This window comes from Bradyrhizobium sp. USDA 4461, assembly GCF_054055655.1.
Genome location: NZ_JBSRXM010000001.1, coordinates 3322091 through 3339445, shown reverse-complemented (window position 1 = coordinate 3339445; position 17355 = coordinate 3322091). Strand labels below are relative to the sequence as shown.

The following is a 17355-nucleotide window of genomic DNA, read 5'->3' as shown; positions in this document are numbered from 1 at the left end:
CGCTGTGCTCACTTGTCCCCCTGTTGAACCGGGCAATGGCTCGATCAGTTCTTGTAGATCTGATCGAAGATGCCGCCCTCGGCGAAGTGCTCCTTCTGCGCCTTGGTCCAACCACCGAAAACGTCGTCGATGGTGAAAAGTTCAACCTTGGCGAAGGATTTTTCGTACTCCTTGGCGATCTCGGGATCGCGCGGCCGGTAGGAGTTGCGCGCGGCGATCTCCTGGCCTTCCTTGGTGTACCAGTACTTCAGATAGGCCTCGGCAACCGCGCGGGTGCCCTTCTTGTCGGCAACGCTGTCGACCACCGCAACCGGCGGCTCGGCGAGGATCGACTGCGGCGGCGCCACGATCTCGAACTTGTCCGCGCCGAATTCGCGCAGCGCCAGGAAGGCCTCGTTCTCCCATGCCAGCAGCACGTCGCCGACGCCGCGCTCGACAAAGGTCACGGTCGAGCCGCGCGCGCCGGTGTCGAGCACCGGGACGTTCTGGTAGAGATCGGCGACGAATTTCTTCGCCTTGTCGGCCGAGCCGAACTTCTTCTGCGCATAGCCCCAGGCGGCGAGATAGTTCCAGCGGGCGCCGCCCGAGGTCTTCGGGTTCGGCGTGATCACGGCGACGCCGGGCTTGATCAGATCGTCCCAATCCTTGATGCCCTTGGGATTGCCCTTGCGCACCAGGAACACGATGGTCGAGGTGTAAGGCGAGGCGTTGAGCGGCAGCCGCTTCTGCCAGTCGGCCGGAAGCAGCCCCTTGCCCGCGATCGCGTCGATGTCATAGGCCAGCGCCAGCGTCACGACATCGGCCTGCAATCCGTCGATCACCGAGCGTGCCTGCGAGCCCGAGCCGCCATGCGACTGCTTGATCTCGACGCTCTTGCCGGTGTCCTTCTGATAGGCCGCGGCGAACGCCTTGTTGAAATCGACATAGAGCTCGCGCGTCGGATCGTAGGACACGTTGAGCAGCGAATAGTCGGCCGCGAAGGCCGAGCTCGCCCACAACAATCCCGCAACCAGCGGCAGCATACGACGGATCATTTCGGTCTCCATTCAACCTGAGAATGTCAGGGAACACGTCAGACATAACTCACGGTGAAGTGGCTTTAAGTCAACGAAACCGGTTTTCTTTGTTTTCGGCGGCGCAGCGCGCTTGTGCTACGAAGACGCCGCACCGCGAAGGCTTTGTCGCGTCGCCAAATCGCGATGAGACGTCATCGCGCCTTGGCCGGATCATGCCCTACGACATCTTCGTCGTGTGGATGCCGCACTCGGTCTTGGCCCGGCCACGCCAGCGGCCGTCACGTGCGTCCTCGCCGGCAGCAGCCCGGCTCGAGCAAGGCATACACCCGACCGACTGATATCCCGATGCGACAAGAGGATGCGGCGGCAACTTGCCGAGCGTGTAGATCGCCTCGATCTCCTCGCGCGAGACGTTGGCGAACGGATTGAATTTCAGCCTGACGCCGTCGTCCTCGACCACGGGAATGTCGGCGCGGGCACCGCCCTGGAAGCGCTTGCGGCCGTTGATCCAGCCCGCGAACGGCTTCAGCGCGCGCGCCAGCGGCTCGACCTTGCGGATGCGGCAGCAGGCGTCGGGATCGCTGAACCACAGCTCGCGGTCCGGATCCTGGCGCACCAGCGCCTGCTCGTCGGGCTTGATCGAGCGCACATCGGTGAGGCCGAGCGTCTTGATCAGCGTGTCGCGGTAGGCCAGCGTCTCCTCGAACAGCCAGCCGGTGTCTAGGAAGACCACCGGGATCGCCGGATCGACATCCGCCATCACCTTGAGCAGCGCGGCGGATTCAGTGCCGAATGACGACACCAGCGCCAGCCGCTCGCGGCCGACCGTCTTGAGCGCGGCCGCGATCACCTCGGCAGGCGACGCGGTACGCAACGCGCGATCGAGCGCATCGGCCGCCGGCAGTGCGGCCGATGTCACGGCGAGCTCTGGTGCAAGCGTGCTCACTGGCCGGCGCTCTCCGAGTGACGCAGCTGCATGCGGCGGTTGAGCGCGGTGACGCGGCCGTCGCCGGTCGGCTGATAGAACACCGAATAGCGCTTCATGGTCGCGGCGAACGCGTCCGCGTCGGCATCCTTCTTCACCTCGAAGGCGTCGAAGCCGGCGCGCGTCATGAACACGAACTGGTCGCGCAGGATCTGCCCCGTCGCGCGCAGCTCGCCGTCATAGCCATAGCGCTCGCGCAGCAGCCGGGCCTGGCTGTAGGCGCGGCCGTCGCGGAAGGTCGGAAACACCAGCGCGACCGAGGCGAGGCGATCGAGATGCGGCACGAGATCGTCGAGGTTGCGGTTGTTCGGCCAGATCACGCCGACCTTGCCGGCGCGGCGCAGCAGCGCCTCCGGATCGGCGAGGAAGCGCTCCGCCGTGACCAGCACCGCGCCGTCGCCCGGCAGCTCGGCGCCGTCGGCGACGTGGACGAACAGGTCGGTGATAATTCTTCCCTGCTTAACGAGTGGCATAGACCCGCTCCCTGATAGGCTCGACGCCCAGACGCTTCACCGTATCGACGAACAATTCCTCGGGACGGTCGCGCAGCGCGAGATAGGCTTCGACAATGTCTTCGATCACGTCGGCGACTTCCGCATAGGGAACGGCCGGGCCGATCAAGGTGCCCAGCTGCGCGTTCTCGTCGGCGCGGCCGCCGATCGTAATCTGGTAGAATTCCTCGCCGTTCTTCTCGACGCCGAGAATGCCGATGTGGCCGACATGGTGATGGCCGCAGGCGTTGATGCAGCCGGAAATGTTGATGTGCAGCCGACCGATCAGGTCGGCGGTGTCGTGGTTGGCAAACCGGCGCGTCAGCTCCTGCGCGATCGGGATCGAGCGCGCATTGGCCAGCGAGCAGTAGTCCAACCCCGGGCAGGCGATGATGTCGGTGACCAGATTGACGTTCGGCGTCGCAAGCCCCAGCCGGTCGAGCGCCTTGAACAGGGCCGGCAGGTCGCGCTTGGCGACATGCGGCAGAGCCAGGTTCTGCTCGTGGCCGACACGGATCTCGCCGAACGAATATTTGTCGGCGAGGTCGGCGACCGCGTCCATCTGCTCGGCGGTGGCATCGCCGGGCGGGCCGCCGACCGGCTTCAGCGACAGCGTCACGATCGAATAGCCCTGCACCTTGTGCGCAGCGACCGAGTTCTTGCGCCAGCGCTCGAACAGCGGATCATGCGCGGCCTGCTTCAGTTCATCCGGCATGTGCGGCAGCTTTTCGTAAGGAGGGTAGGAGAAGCGCGAGCGGACCTCCTCGATGGCGGCATGATCGAGCGTCAGCCCGACATCGCCCATCGCCTTCCACTCCTCGTCGACCTCCTTGGCGAACTTCTCGATGCCGAGCTCGTGCACCAGGATCTTGATGCGCGCCTTGTAGATGTTGTCGCGGCGGCCGTACTGGTTGTAGACCCGCAGGATCGCCTCGATGTAGCTCAGGATGTCGCGGCCGGGAACGAACGGCTTGATGGTCTTGGCGATGAACGGAGTGCGGCCGAGGCCGCCGCCGACCAGCACCTCGAAGCCGGTCTCGCCGTCGGCGTTCTTGTGCAGCCTAAGCCCAATGTCGTGGATCTTGATCGCGGCGCGGTCATGTTCGGACGCCGTGATCGCGATCTTGAACTTGCGCGGCAGGAACGAGAATTCCGGATGCAGCGTGGTGTGCTGGCGGATCAATTCCGACCAGATCCGCGGGTCCTCGATCTCGCCCGGCGCGACGCCGGCCCACTGGTCCGAGGTGACGTTGCGCATGTTGTTGCCGGAGGTCTGCATCGCATGGATGCCGACCTCGGCGAGGTCGGCCAACGCGTCCGGCAGCTCGGCGAGCTTGATCCAGTTGAACTGGATGTTCTGCCGGGTGGTGAAATGGCCATAGCCGCGGTCGTAGCGGCGCGCGACATGGGCGAAGCGGCGCAGCTGCTTCGACGACAGCGTGCCGTAGGGGATCGCGACGCGGAACATGTAGGCGTGCAGCTGCAAATACACGCCGTTCTGCAAGCGCAGGATCTTGAATTCGTCCTCGGTGAGCTCGCCGGAGAGGCGGCGCTTCACCTGGTCGCGGAATTCCGAAACACGCTCGTTGATCAGCGTGCGGTCGAGTTCGTCATAAGCATACATGTTCGATGAGCCTTACGCGGGCGCGTCTTACGCGGGGACCTGGAGATCGATGGTGACGCCCTTGGCGCGGATCTGTTCGCGGAGGTTGCCGGGCTTGACCTTGCCGCCGTCCTTGAGCTCGACCGGCGCGATATAGGGGCCGACCGCGCCGACGTCGTCGGCGGTGGCCTCGGCGAGCAGCGCGCGGGCATCGTCGGAGGTGCTGACGATCGCGGAGTCCGAAAGTTCGGTGGACCAACCTTGCTTGGCGGTGCGGTACACGACCGCGCCGTCCCAGGTGCGGTTGGCGGTCACCACCGAGGGGCCCGTGATCCTGATTTTCTTCTGTTCGAGCGGAGAGGTCATTCGGCAGCTTTCAGCAGTTCGGAGAACATCTGGTTGGAGAACAGTTGGGTGACGTTGGATCGACTCCACGGCGCGGAGTGCGCGACCACGTCGCCGATGATGAGCACGGCGGGACCGCCATCAACCTGTTTGACGAGCTCGGGCAATCGCGCCAGCGTGCCGACCGCGGCCTTGGCGTCCGCCCGGGTCACGCGCGCGAACACGCCGACCGGCGTCTCCGGCGAGCGGCCCGCGGCCAGCATGCCTTCGCGGATCGCGGGCGCCGCGGTCATGCCCATGTAAACGACGACAGTCATCTTCTTGTCGGTCAGCACCGACCAGTCGACGACTTCGGCATCGCGCGCCTTGTGCGCGGTCAGGAAGGTGATGCGCAGCGCCTCGTGCCGGAAGGTCAGCGGCACCTCGAACTGCGCGGCCGCGCCGAGACCGGCGGAGACACCGGGAATAATGGCGTAAGCGACGCCGGCCTCACGCAGCGACTCGATCTCCTCGCCGCCGCGGCCGAAGATAAAGGGATCGCCGCCCTTCAGCCGCACCGCGCGCTGGCCGGACTGCGCGGCCTCGATCATCAGGCGGTTGATGGCATCCTGGCCGATGCCGGGCTTGCCGACACGGCGGCCGACCGGGACCCGCGCTGCATCGCGGCGGATGCGGTCGAGAATTTCAGGCGACACCAGTTCGTCATAGAACACCACGTCGGCGTCCTGCAGCGCGCGCAGCGCCTTCACCGTGAGCAGGTCCGGATCGCCGGGGCCGGCACCAACCAGCGTCACATGACCGACGGCTTTGCCTTGTGTATCGGCGCCGGCGAACGCGGCGGGATCGGTGATGGCGTTCAGCGCCTGCTCGGCCTCGTCGTTGCGGCCGGCCAGCACCAGCGCGCCGATCGGGCCGTCGATAATGCGCTCCCAGAAACGGCGACGCAGCGGAAACTCCTCGATGCGCGCGTGCATCGCCTTACGGAAGCGGCCGATGAAGCCGGCGAGATCGCCGATCCGCGCCGGCAGCACCGCCTCGATCTTCTCGCGGATGCGGCGCGCCACCACCGGCGACGTGCCGCCGGTGCCGACCGCGACCACGACATCGCCGCGATCGACGATCGCCGGCATGATGAAGGTGGAATGCACGAGGTCGTCCATCACATTCACCGGCAGACCAATCGCCTTGGCGCGCACCGACATCGCAATACCGATGTCACCGGCGCCGGCGCAGAGCACGGCGATGATATCGGACAGATCGGCTGCGAGCGGATCGCCCTCGGCGCACTCGATGCGCGCGGCGTCCTCGGCCGAGATGCCGGCAAGCTCGTGATCGCCGTCGGTCGCGTACCAACGCACAGCGGCGCCGGCTGCCGCGAGCAGCCGCAACTTGGCGCGCACCAGTTCACCCGCTCCAACGAGCAGCACCTTGCCGCTTTGCAGATCCAGAAACACCGGCAGATATCGCATCAGACACTCGCTTCCCCAATTTGGGGGTTGACTGAAATTATTTTCTATTTATCTCTCGATCAAGCCCAGCAAAGAGAAAATTATTTCTTCTCTATTGCAGCGCAACTTTAGAATTTTCAACTCCACAGGCCAAGGCCAAGAGATGCATCTTCTCGACAACGAATCCGCCGCTGCCGGAACGCGTTCCGCAGCTCTTGGTCAAGCATCTTCCGTGCCGGGAATTTCGGCCGACCAGGCGCCCCCGACCATGGATCATCTCGATGAGCTCGAGGCCCAGAGCATCTACATCCTGCGCGAGGCGTTCGCCCGGCTGAAAAAGCTCGCGCTGCTGTGGTCGCTCGGCAAGGATTCCAACGTGATGATCTGGCTGGCGCGCAAGGCGTTCTTCGGCCGCGTCCCGTTCCCCGCGCTGCATGTTGATACCGGCAAGAAGTTTCCGGAGATGTATGCGTTCCGCGACCGCTTCGGAAAGGAATGGGACCTCGATTTGCGCGTCGAGCCCTGCCCGCCGATCGACAGTGTCGACCCGACCCTGCCGCCGGCCGCGCGTTCCGCCGCACGCAAGACCGAGGGCCTGAAGCTCGCACTCAATAAGTACGGCTTCGACGGACTGATCGCCGGCATCCGCCGCGACGAAGAGGCAACGCGCGCCAAGGAGCGCGTGTTCTCGCCGCGCGGCACCGAAGGCGGATGGGACGTCCGCGACCAGCCGCCGGAATTCTGGGACCAGTTCAACGCCTCGCCGCCGCAGGGCGCGCACCTACGTATCCATCCGATCCTGCATTGGACCGAGGCCGACATCTGGGCCTACACCAAGCGCGAAGGCATTCCGATCATCCCGCTCTATCTCGCCAAGGACGGCAAGCGGTACCGCTCGCTGGGGGATCAGGACATCACCAACCCGGTCGCCTCCACCGCGTCCAACATCGACGAGATCCTCGCCGAACTCGACGCCACCAGGATCCCGGAGCGCGCCGGCCGTGCGCTCGACCACGAGACCGAGGATGCGTTCGAGCGGCTGCGTGTCGCCGGCTATCTCTGATCAACACTCACCGCAACTGTTGGCTTCCCACTTCGTGCGAGCGTTCCGATGAACATGATCCTTCCCACCGCCTCGATCTCGGCAACGCCCAACGGCACGACGCGGCCGCAAGTGCGCATCGTCATCGTCGGCCATGTCGATCACGGCAAGTCGACGCTGGTCGGGCGCCTGCTGCATGAGACCGGCAGCCTGCCGGACGGCAAGCTGGAAATGCTGAAGGCGGTCAGCGCGCGGCGCGGCATGCCGTTCGAATGGTCGTTCCTGCTCGACGCGTTGCAGACCGAGCGCGACCAGGGCATCACCATCGACACCACCCAGATCCGCTTCCGCACCCGCTCGCGCGACGTCGTGCTGATCGACGCGCCCGGCCACGCCGAGTTCCTGCGCAACATGATCACCGGCGCCTCGCAGGCCGACGGCGCGGTGCTGATCATCGACGCGCTGGAAGGCGTGCGCGACCAGACCCGCCGCCACGGCTATCTCTTGCATCTGCTCGGCGTGAAGCAGGTCGCGATCGTCGTCAACAAGATGGACCGCGTCGATTTCTCTGCCGACCGCTTCAAGGAGATCAGCGACGAGATTTCGGCGCATCTGATCGGCCTCGGCGTGACGCCGACCGCGGTGATCCCGATCTCGGCGCGCGACGGCGACGGCGTCGCCGAGCGCACGCCGCGGATCGACTGGTACAAGGGCGCGACCGTGGTCGAGGCGCTCGACGCGCTGGAGCCGGCGCGCCCGCTGGTGGAGCTGCCGCTGCGGCTGCCGGTGCAGGCGATCTACAAGTTCGATGACCGCCGCATCGTGGCCGGCCGCATCGAGTCCGGCAGCCTGAAGGCCGGCGACGAGATCGTCATCATGCCTGCGGGCAAGATCGCCAGGATCAAGACCGTCGAGAGCTGGCCGGTGACGCCGCTGCACGGCCCGCACGGCGCCGGGCGCTCGGTCGGCATCACGCTCGACCGCGAATTGTTCCTCGAACGCGGCGACATCATCGGACATGCCGGGCAGAGTCCGCGCGACACCCGCCGCATCCGCGCCCGGATCTTCTGGCTGCACGACAAGCCACTGACCAAGGGCGAGCAGATCCTGATCCGGCTCGGCACCAAGGAAAGCCGCGCCACCGTGGTCGCGATCGAGAAGGCGGTCGACCCCGGCGCGCTGTCCAACGAAGAGAACACCGCGATCGCGCGCAACCATGTCGGCGAGATCGACATCTCACTGGCACAGCCGGTCGCGACCGATCCCTACACCGACAATCCCCGCACCGGCCGCCTGGTGATCGAGGTCAATGGCCGGATCGCCGGTGGCGGCCTGGTGCTGTCGGTCGACGCCGGCCGGCCCGCGGTGCCGGTCGATATCGTGCCGGTGGAATCTGCGCTGCGGCCGGACGAGCGCTCGGCGCGCTACCACCACAACGGCGCGGTGGTCTGGCTGACCGGCCTGCCCGGCTCGGGCAAGTCGACCCTGGCGCGCGCGCTCGAACGCCGCCTGTTCGGCAATGGCGGCTCGCCGATCCTGCTCGATGGCGACACCGTCCGCGCCGGGCTGAACAGCGATCTCGGCTTCTCGCCGCAGGATCGCGCCGAAAATATCCGCCGCCTCGCCGAGGTCGCGACCCATCTGGCACGCAACGGCCATATCGCGATCGTCGCCGCGGTGTCGCCGTCGGCTGCCGACCGCGCGGTTGCGCGCCGCATCGCCGACAGCGCGTTCCGCGAAGTCTATGTCGCGACACCTGCCGAGGTCTGCGAGACCCGCGATCCCAAGGGTCATTACGCCAAGGCCCGCTCCGGCGGATTGGCGTCGTTTACCGGCATCACCAATGATTATCAGCCGCCGACCGGCAACGAACTGACCATCGACACCTCGAACCGCTCGGTCAGTGACGCCACCGACGAGATCGAGCGGATGCTGGCCACCACCGGCATCCTGTTCGATGAGCTGACCGACCTGGCGGCGAATATCTGACTCGCTATTGCAGCGACGGCAATTCCTGAGCCGATGAGCCGCGGCGTACTGGATGCCCCGCTTGAAGCGGGGCATGACGGCGGTGTCAAAAAACCGATCCGGTTGATGCCTATTCCGCCGCGCGTTGGCTTCCAACCGCGTGCCGCAGCATCCCCGGCGATCGCCCGGTGACACGCTTGAACGCGCGGCTGAAGGCTGCCTGCGACGCATAGCCGAGCCGTTGTGCGATCAGATCGATCGGCTGCCGCTCATGCTCGATCCACTGCGTCGCAAGGCGCATGCGCAGTTCGGCAAGGTAGCGCAGCGGCGATTGCCCGGTCATCGATTGGAAGCGCTCGGCGAACAGCGAGCGTGAGCAGCCTGCCTCCGCCGCCAGTTCGGCCACCGTCCAGTTGCGGCCGGGCGCCCGGTGCAGCGCGCCGAGGGCGCGTCCGAGACGCGGATCACGCAGCGCCTCGAACCAGCCGACGGCGTTGTCGCCGCCGCATTCGACCCAGCCTCGCACGATCGACGCGGCGAGCACATCGGCCAGCCGCGCGGTGACACCGACGGAGCCGGCCCGCGGCGTGCAGGTTTCCCGCTCCATCGCCTTCAGCATCGGCTCGATTTCCGGCTGGCGGACAAGCAACGTGTCGGCCCGCATCACCTCCGGCATCAGCGCGATGAGCGGGCGCATGCCGCCAAGGTCGAAATTCATGCAGGCGCTGAAGATCAGGACCGACTCGTCTTGAGGACATCCTTCAGGGCAGGCTGATGTCACATCGACGTTGCCGCAGAGCGTCTCGGTCCTGAAACGCTCGACGTCGCAACTCGGCTCGTCCGCGGCCGAGACGAGATCATGCGCGCCGCCGCGCGGCAGGAAAATCGCGTCACCACACCCAAGGGGCAGCAGCGTCGCATCGGCGTAACGCAGCATTGCCGTGCCATGCGCGACGAAATGGAATTGTGCGCGTCCGTATGGCGTTTCAAAGCGCAGACCGAAAGGCGCCCTGGTCTGGATCCGGCGGTAGTAGACGCCCTCAAGCCGCATGCCGAGCAGCAATTCGCTGACCAGATCGACGGCGGCGTCAGTCGTATCGGCGATACGCGATTTGGACGATCGATCAAACATTGAAGCGTTTGGCATAGATTGTCCAAAACCTCCAGACTATGTCTGCGGCAACGCAGCATAAAATGGAAGTTTTGGTCGATGGATCAAGAACTGGACCCGGCTCTGGCGCACACCGATGTGGTTGCGCCAGTGCCGCGCGACGTCGCGCTTGAGACGCTCCCCTCGGAAGCGCCCGCCTGGGGCGCGGTCGCCGCCATGATGCTGGGCGTCACCGCGCTTCTGACGGCGGAGTTCCTGCCGTCCGGATTGCTGACGCCGATGGCCAGGGATCTCGGCGTGAGCCCGGGGCTGGCGGGTCAGGCGGTGACGACGACCTCGCTCGCCGGCCTGGTCGGCGCGTTGTTCACGCCGACACTGACCCGCAACTTCAATCGAAAGCCGGTGCTGCTCAGTTTCGCTGTTCTTCTGGCCGTCTCCAATTTGCTGGTGGCACTGGCGCCGAACATCACCTTCCTGCTCACGGCGCGGATCGTGCTCGGTCTTGCCCTCGGCGGCTTTTGGGCGATGGCGGCCGCGACGACGATCCGACTGGTGCCAACCCCGCTGGTGCCACGCGCCTTGTCGATCGTGATGAGCGGCGTTCCCGCCGCGATGATCATCGCCGTGCCGCTTGGCAGCTATCTCGGCGAGGTGATGAGCTGGCGTGCCGTGTTCCTGCTGGCGACGGCATTTGCCGGACTGGTGTTCGTCGTGCAGGCAATGGTCCTGCCGCGTCTGGCGCCAAGGGGAGAAGCCGGGCTCGGCACCTTGATCGAGATTCTGTCGCGGCCGGGGATCGGCGCCGGCATCCTGGCGGCCACCTTGGTCTTCACCGGACATTTCGCTTATTTCGGCTACATCCGTCCCTTCCTCGAAAACGTGACCGGGCTCAGCGCCGCCGGCGTCGCCGCGACGTTGCTCGCCTTCGGCGTCGCCAACTACCTCGGCTCCTTCGTGAGCGGCCTGCTGGCTGAGCGCAAACTCAAGCTCACGCTGATCGCGATGCCGCTCGCCATCAGCCTGGTCGGTCTGTTGCTCGCAGCCTACGGCAAGGACGTGGTGCCGGCTCTGGTGCTGGTCGCGTTCTGGGGCTTCGCCTTCAGCGGCGTGCCGGTCGCGACGACGACCTGGATCACCCGGATGGTGCCCGACGAGACCGAAAGCGGGACCGGAATGACCGTGGCCTCGATATTCCTCGGCATCACCACCGGTGCGGCGGGCGGCGGGCTGGTCCTTGACCTGATGGGCGCGCCGGCGGTGTTCATGGCGGGCGCAATTCCCCTCTTGCTCGCCGTGTTGCTGATCGCCGCCAGGGTGCGGACCAGGCTGCCCTGACCTCCGCGCCTGAAGGTACTGGCAGGGGCCTTCTCAGAGCCGTGGCTTTAAGGCTAAAAGGGCCGTGAACGCGGCCCTTTGGCGCGTTTTTTGCTGATTTCTTTCGAAAACAGCGCCTAAACGCCCCATTTCTTTGAGAAAGCCCATCATGACTCGTGTCGATGCCCATGGATTGAAGATCGCCCCTGTCCTGTTCGATTTCATCGCCAAGGAGGCGACGCCGAAAACCGGGATCGCGCCCGACGCGTTCTGGGCAGGACTGGCCGCCATCCTCCAGAAGCTCGGCCCGAAGAACCGCGAGCTGCTCGCGGTCCGCGACACGCTGCAGGCCAAGATCGACGAGTGGCATCGCGCCAACAAGGGCAAGGCGTTCGACATCAACGCCTACACCGCGTTCCTCAAGGAGATCGGCTATCTGCTGCCGGAGCCCGCGACCCACAAGGTCGAGACTGCCAATGTCGACGAGGAAATCGGCAAGATCTGCGGCCCGCAGCTGGTGGTGCCGCTGACCAACGCCCGCTACGCGCTGAACGCCGCCAACGCGCGCTGGGGTTCGCTGTACGACGCCTTCTACGGCACCGACGCGATCCCGCATGATCCGAGCGACAGCGGCAAGGGTTACAACAAGGCGCGCGGCGACAAGGTGATCGCGAAGGCCAAGGCGTTCCTCGACGCGGCCGTGCCGCTTGCGACCGGAAGCCACACCGACGTGACCTCCTACGCCGTGATCGCAGGCCAGCTCTCGGTCAAGCTGAAGAGCGGCAACTCGACCGCGCTGAAGGACGGCGCCCAGTTCGCCGGCTATCTGGGCGATGCCGCCCAGCCCACCGCGATCCTGCTCGTCAACAACGGCATGCATGTCGAGGTCAAGATCGACCGCAACAACGTCATCGGCAAGGACGACCCGGCCGGCGTTGCCGACATGATCCTGGAATCGGCGGTCTCCACCATTCTCGACATGGAAGACTCGGTCGCCGCGGTCGACGCCGAAGACAAGGTGCTGGTCTATCGCAACACGCTCGGCCTGATGAACGGCACGCTGTCGGCCGATTTCGACAAGGGCGGCAAGACGCTGACGCGTTCGCTCAATGCCGACCGCGTTTACAAGAAGCCCGACGGCAGCGAGCTGAAGCTGCACGGCCGCAGCCTGCTGTTGATGCGCAATGTCGGCCACCACATGTTCACCGACGCCGTACTCGACGCCAAGGGCGAGGAGATTCCGGAAGGCATCCTGGACGCCGCCGTGGCCGGCCTGCTCGCGATCCACGACCTCAAGGGCAATTCCAAGGTCAAGAACAGCCGCACCGGCTCGGCCTATATCGTCAAGCCGAAGATGCACGGCCCCGACGAGGTGACGCTGACCTGCGACCTGTTCGCAGAGGTCGAGAAGATGCTCTCGCTGCCGGAGAACACGCTGAAGGTCGGCATCATGGACGAGGAGCGCCGCACCACGGTCAACCTCAAGGCCTGCATCCAGCGCGCTTCCAAGCGCATCATGTTCATCAACACCGGCTTCCTCGACCGCACCGGCGACGAGATTCACACCTCGATGGAAGCGGGTCCGATGATCCGCAAGAACGACATGAAGGCGCAGCCGTGGATCAAGGCGTATGAGGACTGGAACGTCGACAACGGCCTGATCGATGGCCTGCCCGGCCACGCCCAGATCGGCAAGGGCATGTGGGCTGCGCCCGACAAGATGGCCGACATGCTGGCACAGAAGATCGGCCATCCGCAGGCCGGCGCCACCACCGCCTGGGTGCCGTCGCCGACCGCGGCCACGCTGCACGCGCTGCACTATCACCAGGTCAACGTAACAGCCCGCCAGCAGGAGCTCGCCAAGGGCGGGCCGCGCGCCAAGCTCTCCGACATCCTCACCATTCCGGTGTCGCAGTCGAACTGGGCGCCCGACGACGTCAAGCAGGAGATCGACAACAATTGCCAGGGCATCCTCGGCTACGTCGTGCGCTGGATCGACCAGGGCGTCGGCTGCTCCAAGGTGCCGGACATCCACGATGTCGGCCTGATGGAAGACCGCGCCACGCTGCGCATCTCGAGCCAGCATCTGGCCAACTGGCTGCATCAGGGCGTCATCACCAAAGATCAGGTGATGGAATCGCTGAAGCGCATGGCCGTCGTGGTCGACAAGCAGAACGCCGGCGATGCCCTCTACAAGCCGATGGCGCCGTCATTCGATGGCGTCGCCTTCAAGGCGGCCTGCGACCTGATCTTCGAAGGCCGCACCCAGCCGAACGGCTACACCGAATACATCCTCACCGCGCGCCGCCGCGAGGCCAAGGCCGCGGGTTGATCGCGACGACAAGCAAAAGCCCCGGCGACGAGCCGGGGCTTTTTTGTTGGCGATGCACCGCCATCTCCACGTCATTGCGAGCGAAGCGAAGCAATCCATGCTTCAGCATAACGGATAGATGGATCGCTTCGTCGCTTCGCTCCTCGCGATGACGAAGCTAGAACACCGCGAGGTATTTCAACAGCGAGACGATGCCGATGATGATGACGACGACGCGCGCGATCTGCTTGGCGCGACCGTCGAGCGGCAGCATGTTGATGAGATAAAGAACGAGAATAATAACAAGGAAAGTGACGAGTACGCCGACGAGCATGCGGGGCCCCCTGATGGCATCGGTGAATGTGCTGTTCGCGTGTTGCTAACGTTCAGGAGGAAGGTCGGTTCCGCGCCAGGAACCGAAAGTGACCCCGCTTCGTGCAAGCGGCGCTACTCGCGCGCCACGACTGCTGGCTGGCCATATTTGGCGCGGATACGCTCCGGCGCCGGCGTGAAGTTGAGAGAGGCGCCACGCCGGTCCGGACGGTTGACCGACATCAAGCCATCCTTGCCGGCGACGATATCGCCCTTGCGCAAGGTTGGGTCGTCCTCGATCTTCACGGCGGCGAGTCCGACCGGATCCTTGCCGTTGCAGGTGCAGCCCGCGACGATCGCGTCGCGATAGCGGTATGCGTTCGGCAGCTCGGAATACGGCTTGCCGTCTTCGGTCGTGGCATTGTCGATATTGCCGCCGTAAACCACTTCGGTGGCGCTGGCCGGGCAGAAGCTGTTGCAGCTTTCCGCCTTGCTCTGGCTGCCGGTCGCGGCCAGCGGGAAATAGCGGCCGTCGCAGGTCCGCACGCAATAGGCCTGGCCGCCGTCATAGCGCGCGCGACGCTCGGCCCGCGGCACCATCGGTGCGGGGCCGTCGTCGAACGGCATGCGGATCATCGGCGGGCGGCCTTGCATCAGGCCGCCGAACAGGTGCGAGAAGAAATCCTGGGCCTGCGCCGCGGGCGCAAGGGACAGGCCGAGCAATGCCGCCGTCCCAAACGCCCACCGCCTCGCATCTCGCTTTGCCATCACCGACCCTCTGTACGACGCCGATCGTCAATACAACGAGGAAGTCGCCGGGATGTTCATCGCCTGACGGCCGGACGGCAGCGTCATGACAGCGGGCCGCGGCTGCCCCGGCGCCGCGCGGACCGAGATCTGCGTCGTGGCCGGGCCGAGCTCGCGCGCGGCGAGGTGCGGCGCGTTCTTCGGCAGCACCACGACCTTGGCGCCGACATCGACCCGGCTGAACAGGTCGGAGACGTCCTCATTGGTCAGGCGGATACAGCCCGACGAGACGAACTTGCCGATCGTCGTGGGATCGTTGGTGCCGTGGATGCGGTACTCGCTCGAACCGAGATACATCGCGCGCGCGCCGAGCGGGTTGCCCGGGCCGCCGGCCATGAAGCGCGGCAGATAGGGCTGGCGCTTGATCATCTCGGCCGGCGGATGCCAGTCCGGCCACTCGGCCTTGCGGCTGATGGTCTGGGTGCCGGCCCAGGTGAAGCCTTCGCGGCCGACGCCGACGCCGTAGCGGATCGCCCGGCCGCCGCCGAGCACGTAATAGAGCGCAGTGTTGCCGGTATCGATGATGACGGTGCCGGGCGCCTCCGACGTGTTGAGCGCCACGATGGTGCGGCGCAGCCGCTCCGGCAGCGCGCCGTCCTCGGTGGCTTCAGTCGAGGGATTGGTCATCGCCTCGTCGGACGGGAAAGCGCCCGGCTGCGTCGAGGCATAGCCGAGCGCAGACGAGCTGACTTGGGCATTCGCCGTGGTGGTGACAACGAACGGCGTCACGAACAGTGCGCCGGCGAAAGCAAGAGTGCGAGCATGGGTGCGCGGAACGCGCGACGCAAGCCGGCGGCTGGAGAGAGACGGATGTGTCATGTGCTGCCCCTGGACGGGATCCGCATCGTGGTGATGCGATGCCAGGCCAACGCGCACGGCCGCCAGAGAGTTCCGCCGCGAATCGTCGCGAAGTCGCAATTGTCAACCCACCACGTCTCACGACCCCGCGATGGAACCTTCGCCGGGACAACGTCGTTGTCACGCGCAATTTGATAGGAAATTCATTCGTCCTCGTGCGGGAGGGAATCGGGTGCGCGCCTTTCCGGGTGAAAGTCTGCTTGGCCATGCGCCCGAAGGCACGCCCCTCCCCGACAGCAAAGCCGAGTTGCCACCGGTCGTCAGCCGCGCCGAGGTCGTCGCCTTTGCGCTGGTCGCACTGCTGGTCATTGTCATCGTCGGCGTGCTCTATCTGGCGCGCGCCTTCTTCCTCCCGATCACCATGGCTTTCATCGTCGGCACCATGCTGTCGCCGGCGGCGAGCCTGCTCGAGCGTTACCGCATTCCGCGCGCGCTCGGTGCGGTGCTGCTTGTGATTGCGGTCGGCACCGCGGTCGCCTTCATGGTCGGACTGATCGCCTCTCCCGTGATGGAATGGAGTTCGCGGCTGCCCGAGCTCGGCGCAATCCTGAGGCAGAAGCTGCACGTGTTCGACCGGCCGCTTGCGCTGTGGCAGGAATTGCAGAGCATGGTCGGCGGCTCCGATACGCTCGCCAGCTTCCAGTTGCCGAAATTCGAATGGGTGCAACCGACGCTGGAATTCCTGTCGCCGACGTTCGCCGAATTCCTGCTGTTCATCGCCACCCTGATCCTGTTCATCGCGGGCTGGAAGGATCTGCGCCGCGCACTGGTGATGACTTTCAGCGAACGCGAGGCACGGCTGCGCGCGCTGCGGATCCTCAACGAGGTCGAGGTCCATCTCGGCAATTACCTGCTGACGGTGACCATGATCAATATCGGCGTCGGCATCGTCACCGGCGCGATCTGCGCGGTGACCGGCATGCCCAATCCGGCGGGGCTCGGCGCACTCGCGGCGACGCTGAACTTCATTCCGATCATCGGCCCGGTCGCGATGTTCCTCGTGCTGGTGGTGGTCGGCATTATCTCCTCGCCGACGATCGGCGCGGGACTGATCGCCCCAGCCTGTTTTACCGTCGTGACCTTCATGGAAGGACATTTCGTGACGCCGACGATCGTCGGTCGCAGGCTGTCGCTGAACGCGCTCGCGGTCTTCCTCGCGCTTGCATTCTGGACCTGGCTGTGGGGGCCGATGGGCGCCTTCCTGTCGTCGCCGCTCTTGATCGTCGCGTTGATCGTCAAAGAGCATTTGATGCCGGTCAATTCGCCGCAGCTGCCTGAAGGGTAACCACGGTTTCGCGTCTGGAACTTTGTGAGATGCGAGGCGTTTTTCCCGCAACACGCGAATGATACGGGAGCTCCGATGTCGAGCACGGACAGCGTATTTGGGATCAAGAACATGACCGAAAAAGCGACCTATGAACGCCTGGAAAAGGATGTCACCGCCGTGAAGAACGACATAGCAGCCCTGACCGAGCAGATCACCGACGCGCTCAACTCGTTTGCCAACAACGCCGGCAAGCAGGCCCGCCGCCGCTACAAGGAAGCGCGCGCCAATGCGGAAGATGCGCTCGACGACGTGTCGGAGCGCGGCAGCGCGATGATGGGCGCGGCGCAGGACGCGGCGTCCTCGATCGAGGAGACGCTGGAAGATGTGATCACGCAGCGGCCGCTGGCGACCGTCGGCCTCGCGGTCGGCCTCGGCTTCTTGATCGGCCTCACCTGGCGGCGCTAGAGCATGATCCGG

The 17355-nt window shown here is 65.5% G+C and carries 16 protein-coding genes; 6 read left to right on the top strand and 10 right to left on the bottom strand.

Annotation, left to right across the window (positions count from 1 at the left end; all coding sequences use genetic code 11):
• Positions 1 to 44 precede the first annotated feature (44 nt).
• From ACVINW_RS15560 to cysG, 6 genes are all read right to left on the bottom strand, one after another.
• A complete protein-coding gene (locus ACVINW_RS15560) occupies positions 45 to 1034 on the bottom strand; it encodes a sulfate ABC transporter substrate-binding protein (protein ID WP_456752111.1) in 990 nt (329 codons plus the stop codon).
• A 199-nt stretch (positions 1035 to 1233) separates the two neighbouring features.
• On the bottom strand, positions 1234 to 1962 hold the full coding sequence (locus ACVINW_RS15555) for a phosphoadenylyl-sulfate reductase (protein WP_456752110.1): 729 nt from the start codon (positions 1960 to 1962) through the stop codon (positions 1234 to 1236).
• Positions 1959 to 2474, bottom strand: a complete 516-nt coding sequence (locus tag ACVINW_RS15550) for a DUF934 domain-containing protein (protein ID WP_456752109.1) — start codon at positions 2472 to 2474, stop codon at positions 1959 to 1961. Before ACVINW_RS15550 ends, ACVINW_RS15555 begins: the two co-directional genes overlap by 4 nt.
• Positions 2461 to 4116 carry a nitrite/sulfite reductase gene (locus tag ACVINW_RS15545; protein WP_456752108.1) on the bottom strand — a complete coding sequence of 552 codons (1656 nt, stop codon included), beginning with the start codon at positions 4114 to 4116 and terminating at the stop codon, positions 2461 to 2463. Before ACVINW_RS15545 ends, ACVINW_RS15550 begins: the two co-directional genes overlap by 14 nt.
• Positions 4117 to 4143: 27 nt before the next feature.
• Positions 4144 to 4461, bottom strand: coding sequence for a DUF2849 domain-containing protein (locus ACVINW_RS15540; RefSeq protein ID WP_456752107.1), 318 nt, complete (start codon positions 4459 to 4461; stop codon positions 4144 to 4146).
• Complete coding sequence (gene cysG / locus ACVINW_RS15535; protein ID WP_456752106.1) at positions 4458 to 5909, bottom strand: siroheme synthase CysG; 1452 nt, start codon at positions 5907 to 5909, stop codon at positions 4458 to 4460. The genes ACVINW_RS15540 and cysG overlap by 4 nt, the downstream gene beginning before the upstream one ends.
• Positions 5910 to 6156: 247 nt before the next feature.
• On the opposite strand from cysG, the gene cysD reads away from it, so the two are divergent.
• Both cysD and cysC read left to right on the top strand, forming a co-directional pair.
• Positions 6157 to 6951, top strand: coding sequence for a sulfate adenylyltransferase subunit CysD (cysD, locus tag ACVINW_RS15530; protein WP_456752105.1), 795 nt, complete (start codon positions 6157 to 6159; stop codon positions 6949 to 6951).
• A gap of 48 nt (positions 6952 to 6999) precedes the next feature.
• The gene (cysC, locus tag ACVINW_RS15525; RefSeq protein WP_456752104.1) at positions 7000 to 8919 is read left to right on the top strand and encodes an adenylyl-sulfate kinase; all 1920 of its coding nucleotides are present in this window, start codon (positions 7000 to 7002) and stop codon (positions 8917 to 8919) included.
• Between the two features lie 109 nt (positions 8920 to 9028).
• Here cysC and ACVINW_RS15520 read toward each other — a convergent pair whose 3' ends face one another.
• Complete coding sequence (locus tag ACVINW_RS15520; RefSeq protein WP_456752103.1) at positions 9029 to 10030, bottom strand: AraC family transcriptional regulator; 1002 nt, start codon at positions 10028 to 10030, stop codon at positions 9029 to 9031.
• A 78-nt stretch (positions 10031 to 10108) separates the two neighbouring features.
• Between ACVINW_RS15520 and ACVINW_RS15515 the strand changes: the two genes are divergently transcribed.
• Positions 10109 to 11344 carry an MFS transporter gene (locus ACVINW_RS15515; protein ID WP_456752102.1) on the top strand — a complete coding sequence of 412 codons (1236 nt, stop codon included), beginning with the start codon at positions 10109 to 10111 and terminating at the stop codon, positions 11342 to 11344.
• A gap of 148 nt (positions 11345 to 11492) precedes the next feature.
• Positions 11493 to 13655: a malate synthase G gene (locus ACVINW_RS15510; protein ID WP_456752101.1), complete on the top strand. Its 2163-nt coding sequence runs from the start codon at positions 11493 to 11495 to the stop codon at positions 13653 to 13655.
• Between the two features lie 157 nt (positions 13656 to 13812).
• On the opposite strand, the gene ACVINW_RS15505 is transcribed toward ACVINW_RS15510, so the two are convergent.
• The 3 genes from ACVINW_RS15505 to ACVINW_RS15495 all read right to left on the bottom strand — a co-directional run bounded on the left by ACVINW_RS15505 (position 13813) and on the right by ACVINW_RS15495 (position 15572).
• Positions 13813 to 13968 (bottom strand): Thivi_2564 family membrane protein, encoded by a 156-nt coding sequence (locus tag ACVINW_RS15505; protein WP_021076357.1) that lies wholly within the window; start codon positions 13966 to 13968, stop codon positions 13813 to 13815.
• Positions 13969 to 14081: 113 nt separating this feature from the next.
• A complete protein-coding gene (locus tag ACVINW_RS15500; RefSeq protein ID WP_456752100.1) occupies positions 14082 to 14714 on the bottom strand; it encodes a DUF2865 domain-containing protein in 633 nt (210 codons plus the stop codon).
• Between the two features lie 27 nt (positions 14715 to 14741).
• Complete coding sequence (locus ACVINW_RS15495; protein WP_456752099.1) at positions 14742 to 15572, bottom strand: L,D-transpeptidase; 831 nt, start codon at positions 15570 to 15572, stop codon at positions 14742 to 14744.
• A 211-nt stretch (positions 15573 to 15783) separates the two neighbouring features.
• Between ACVINW_RS15495 and ACVINW_RS15490 the strand changes: the two genes are divergently transcribed.
• The gene (locus ACVINW_RS15490; protein ID WP_456752098.1) at positions 15784 to 16896 is read left to right on the top strand and encodes an AI-2E family transporter; all 1113 of its coding nucleotides are present in this window, start codon (positions 15784 to 15786) and stop codon (positions 16894 to 16896) included.
• A 75-nt stretch (positions 16897 to 16971) separates the two neighbouring features.
• On the top strand, positions 16972 to 17343 hold the full coding sequence (locus ACVINW_RS15485; RefSeq protein WP_456752097.1) for a DUF883 family protein: 372 nt from the start codon (positions 16972 to 16974) through the stop codon (positions 17341 to 17343).
• Positions 17344 to 17355 lie beyond the last annotated feature (12 nt).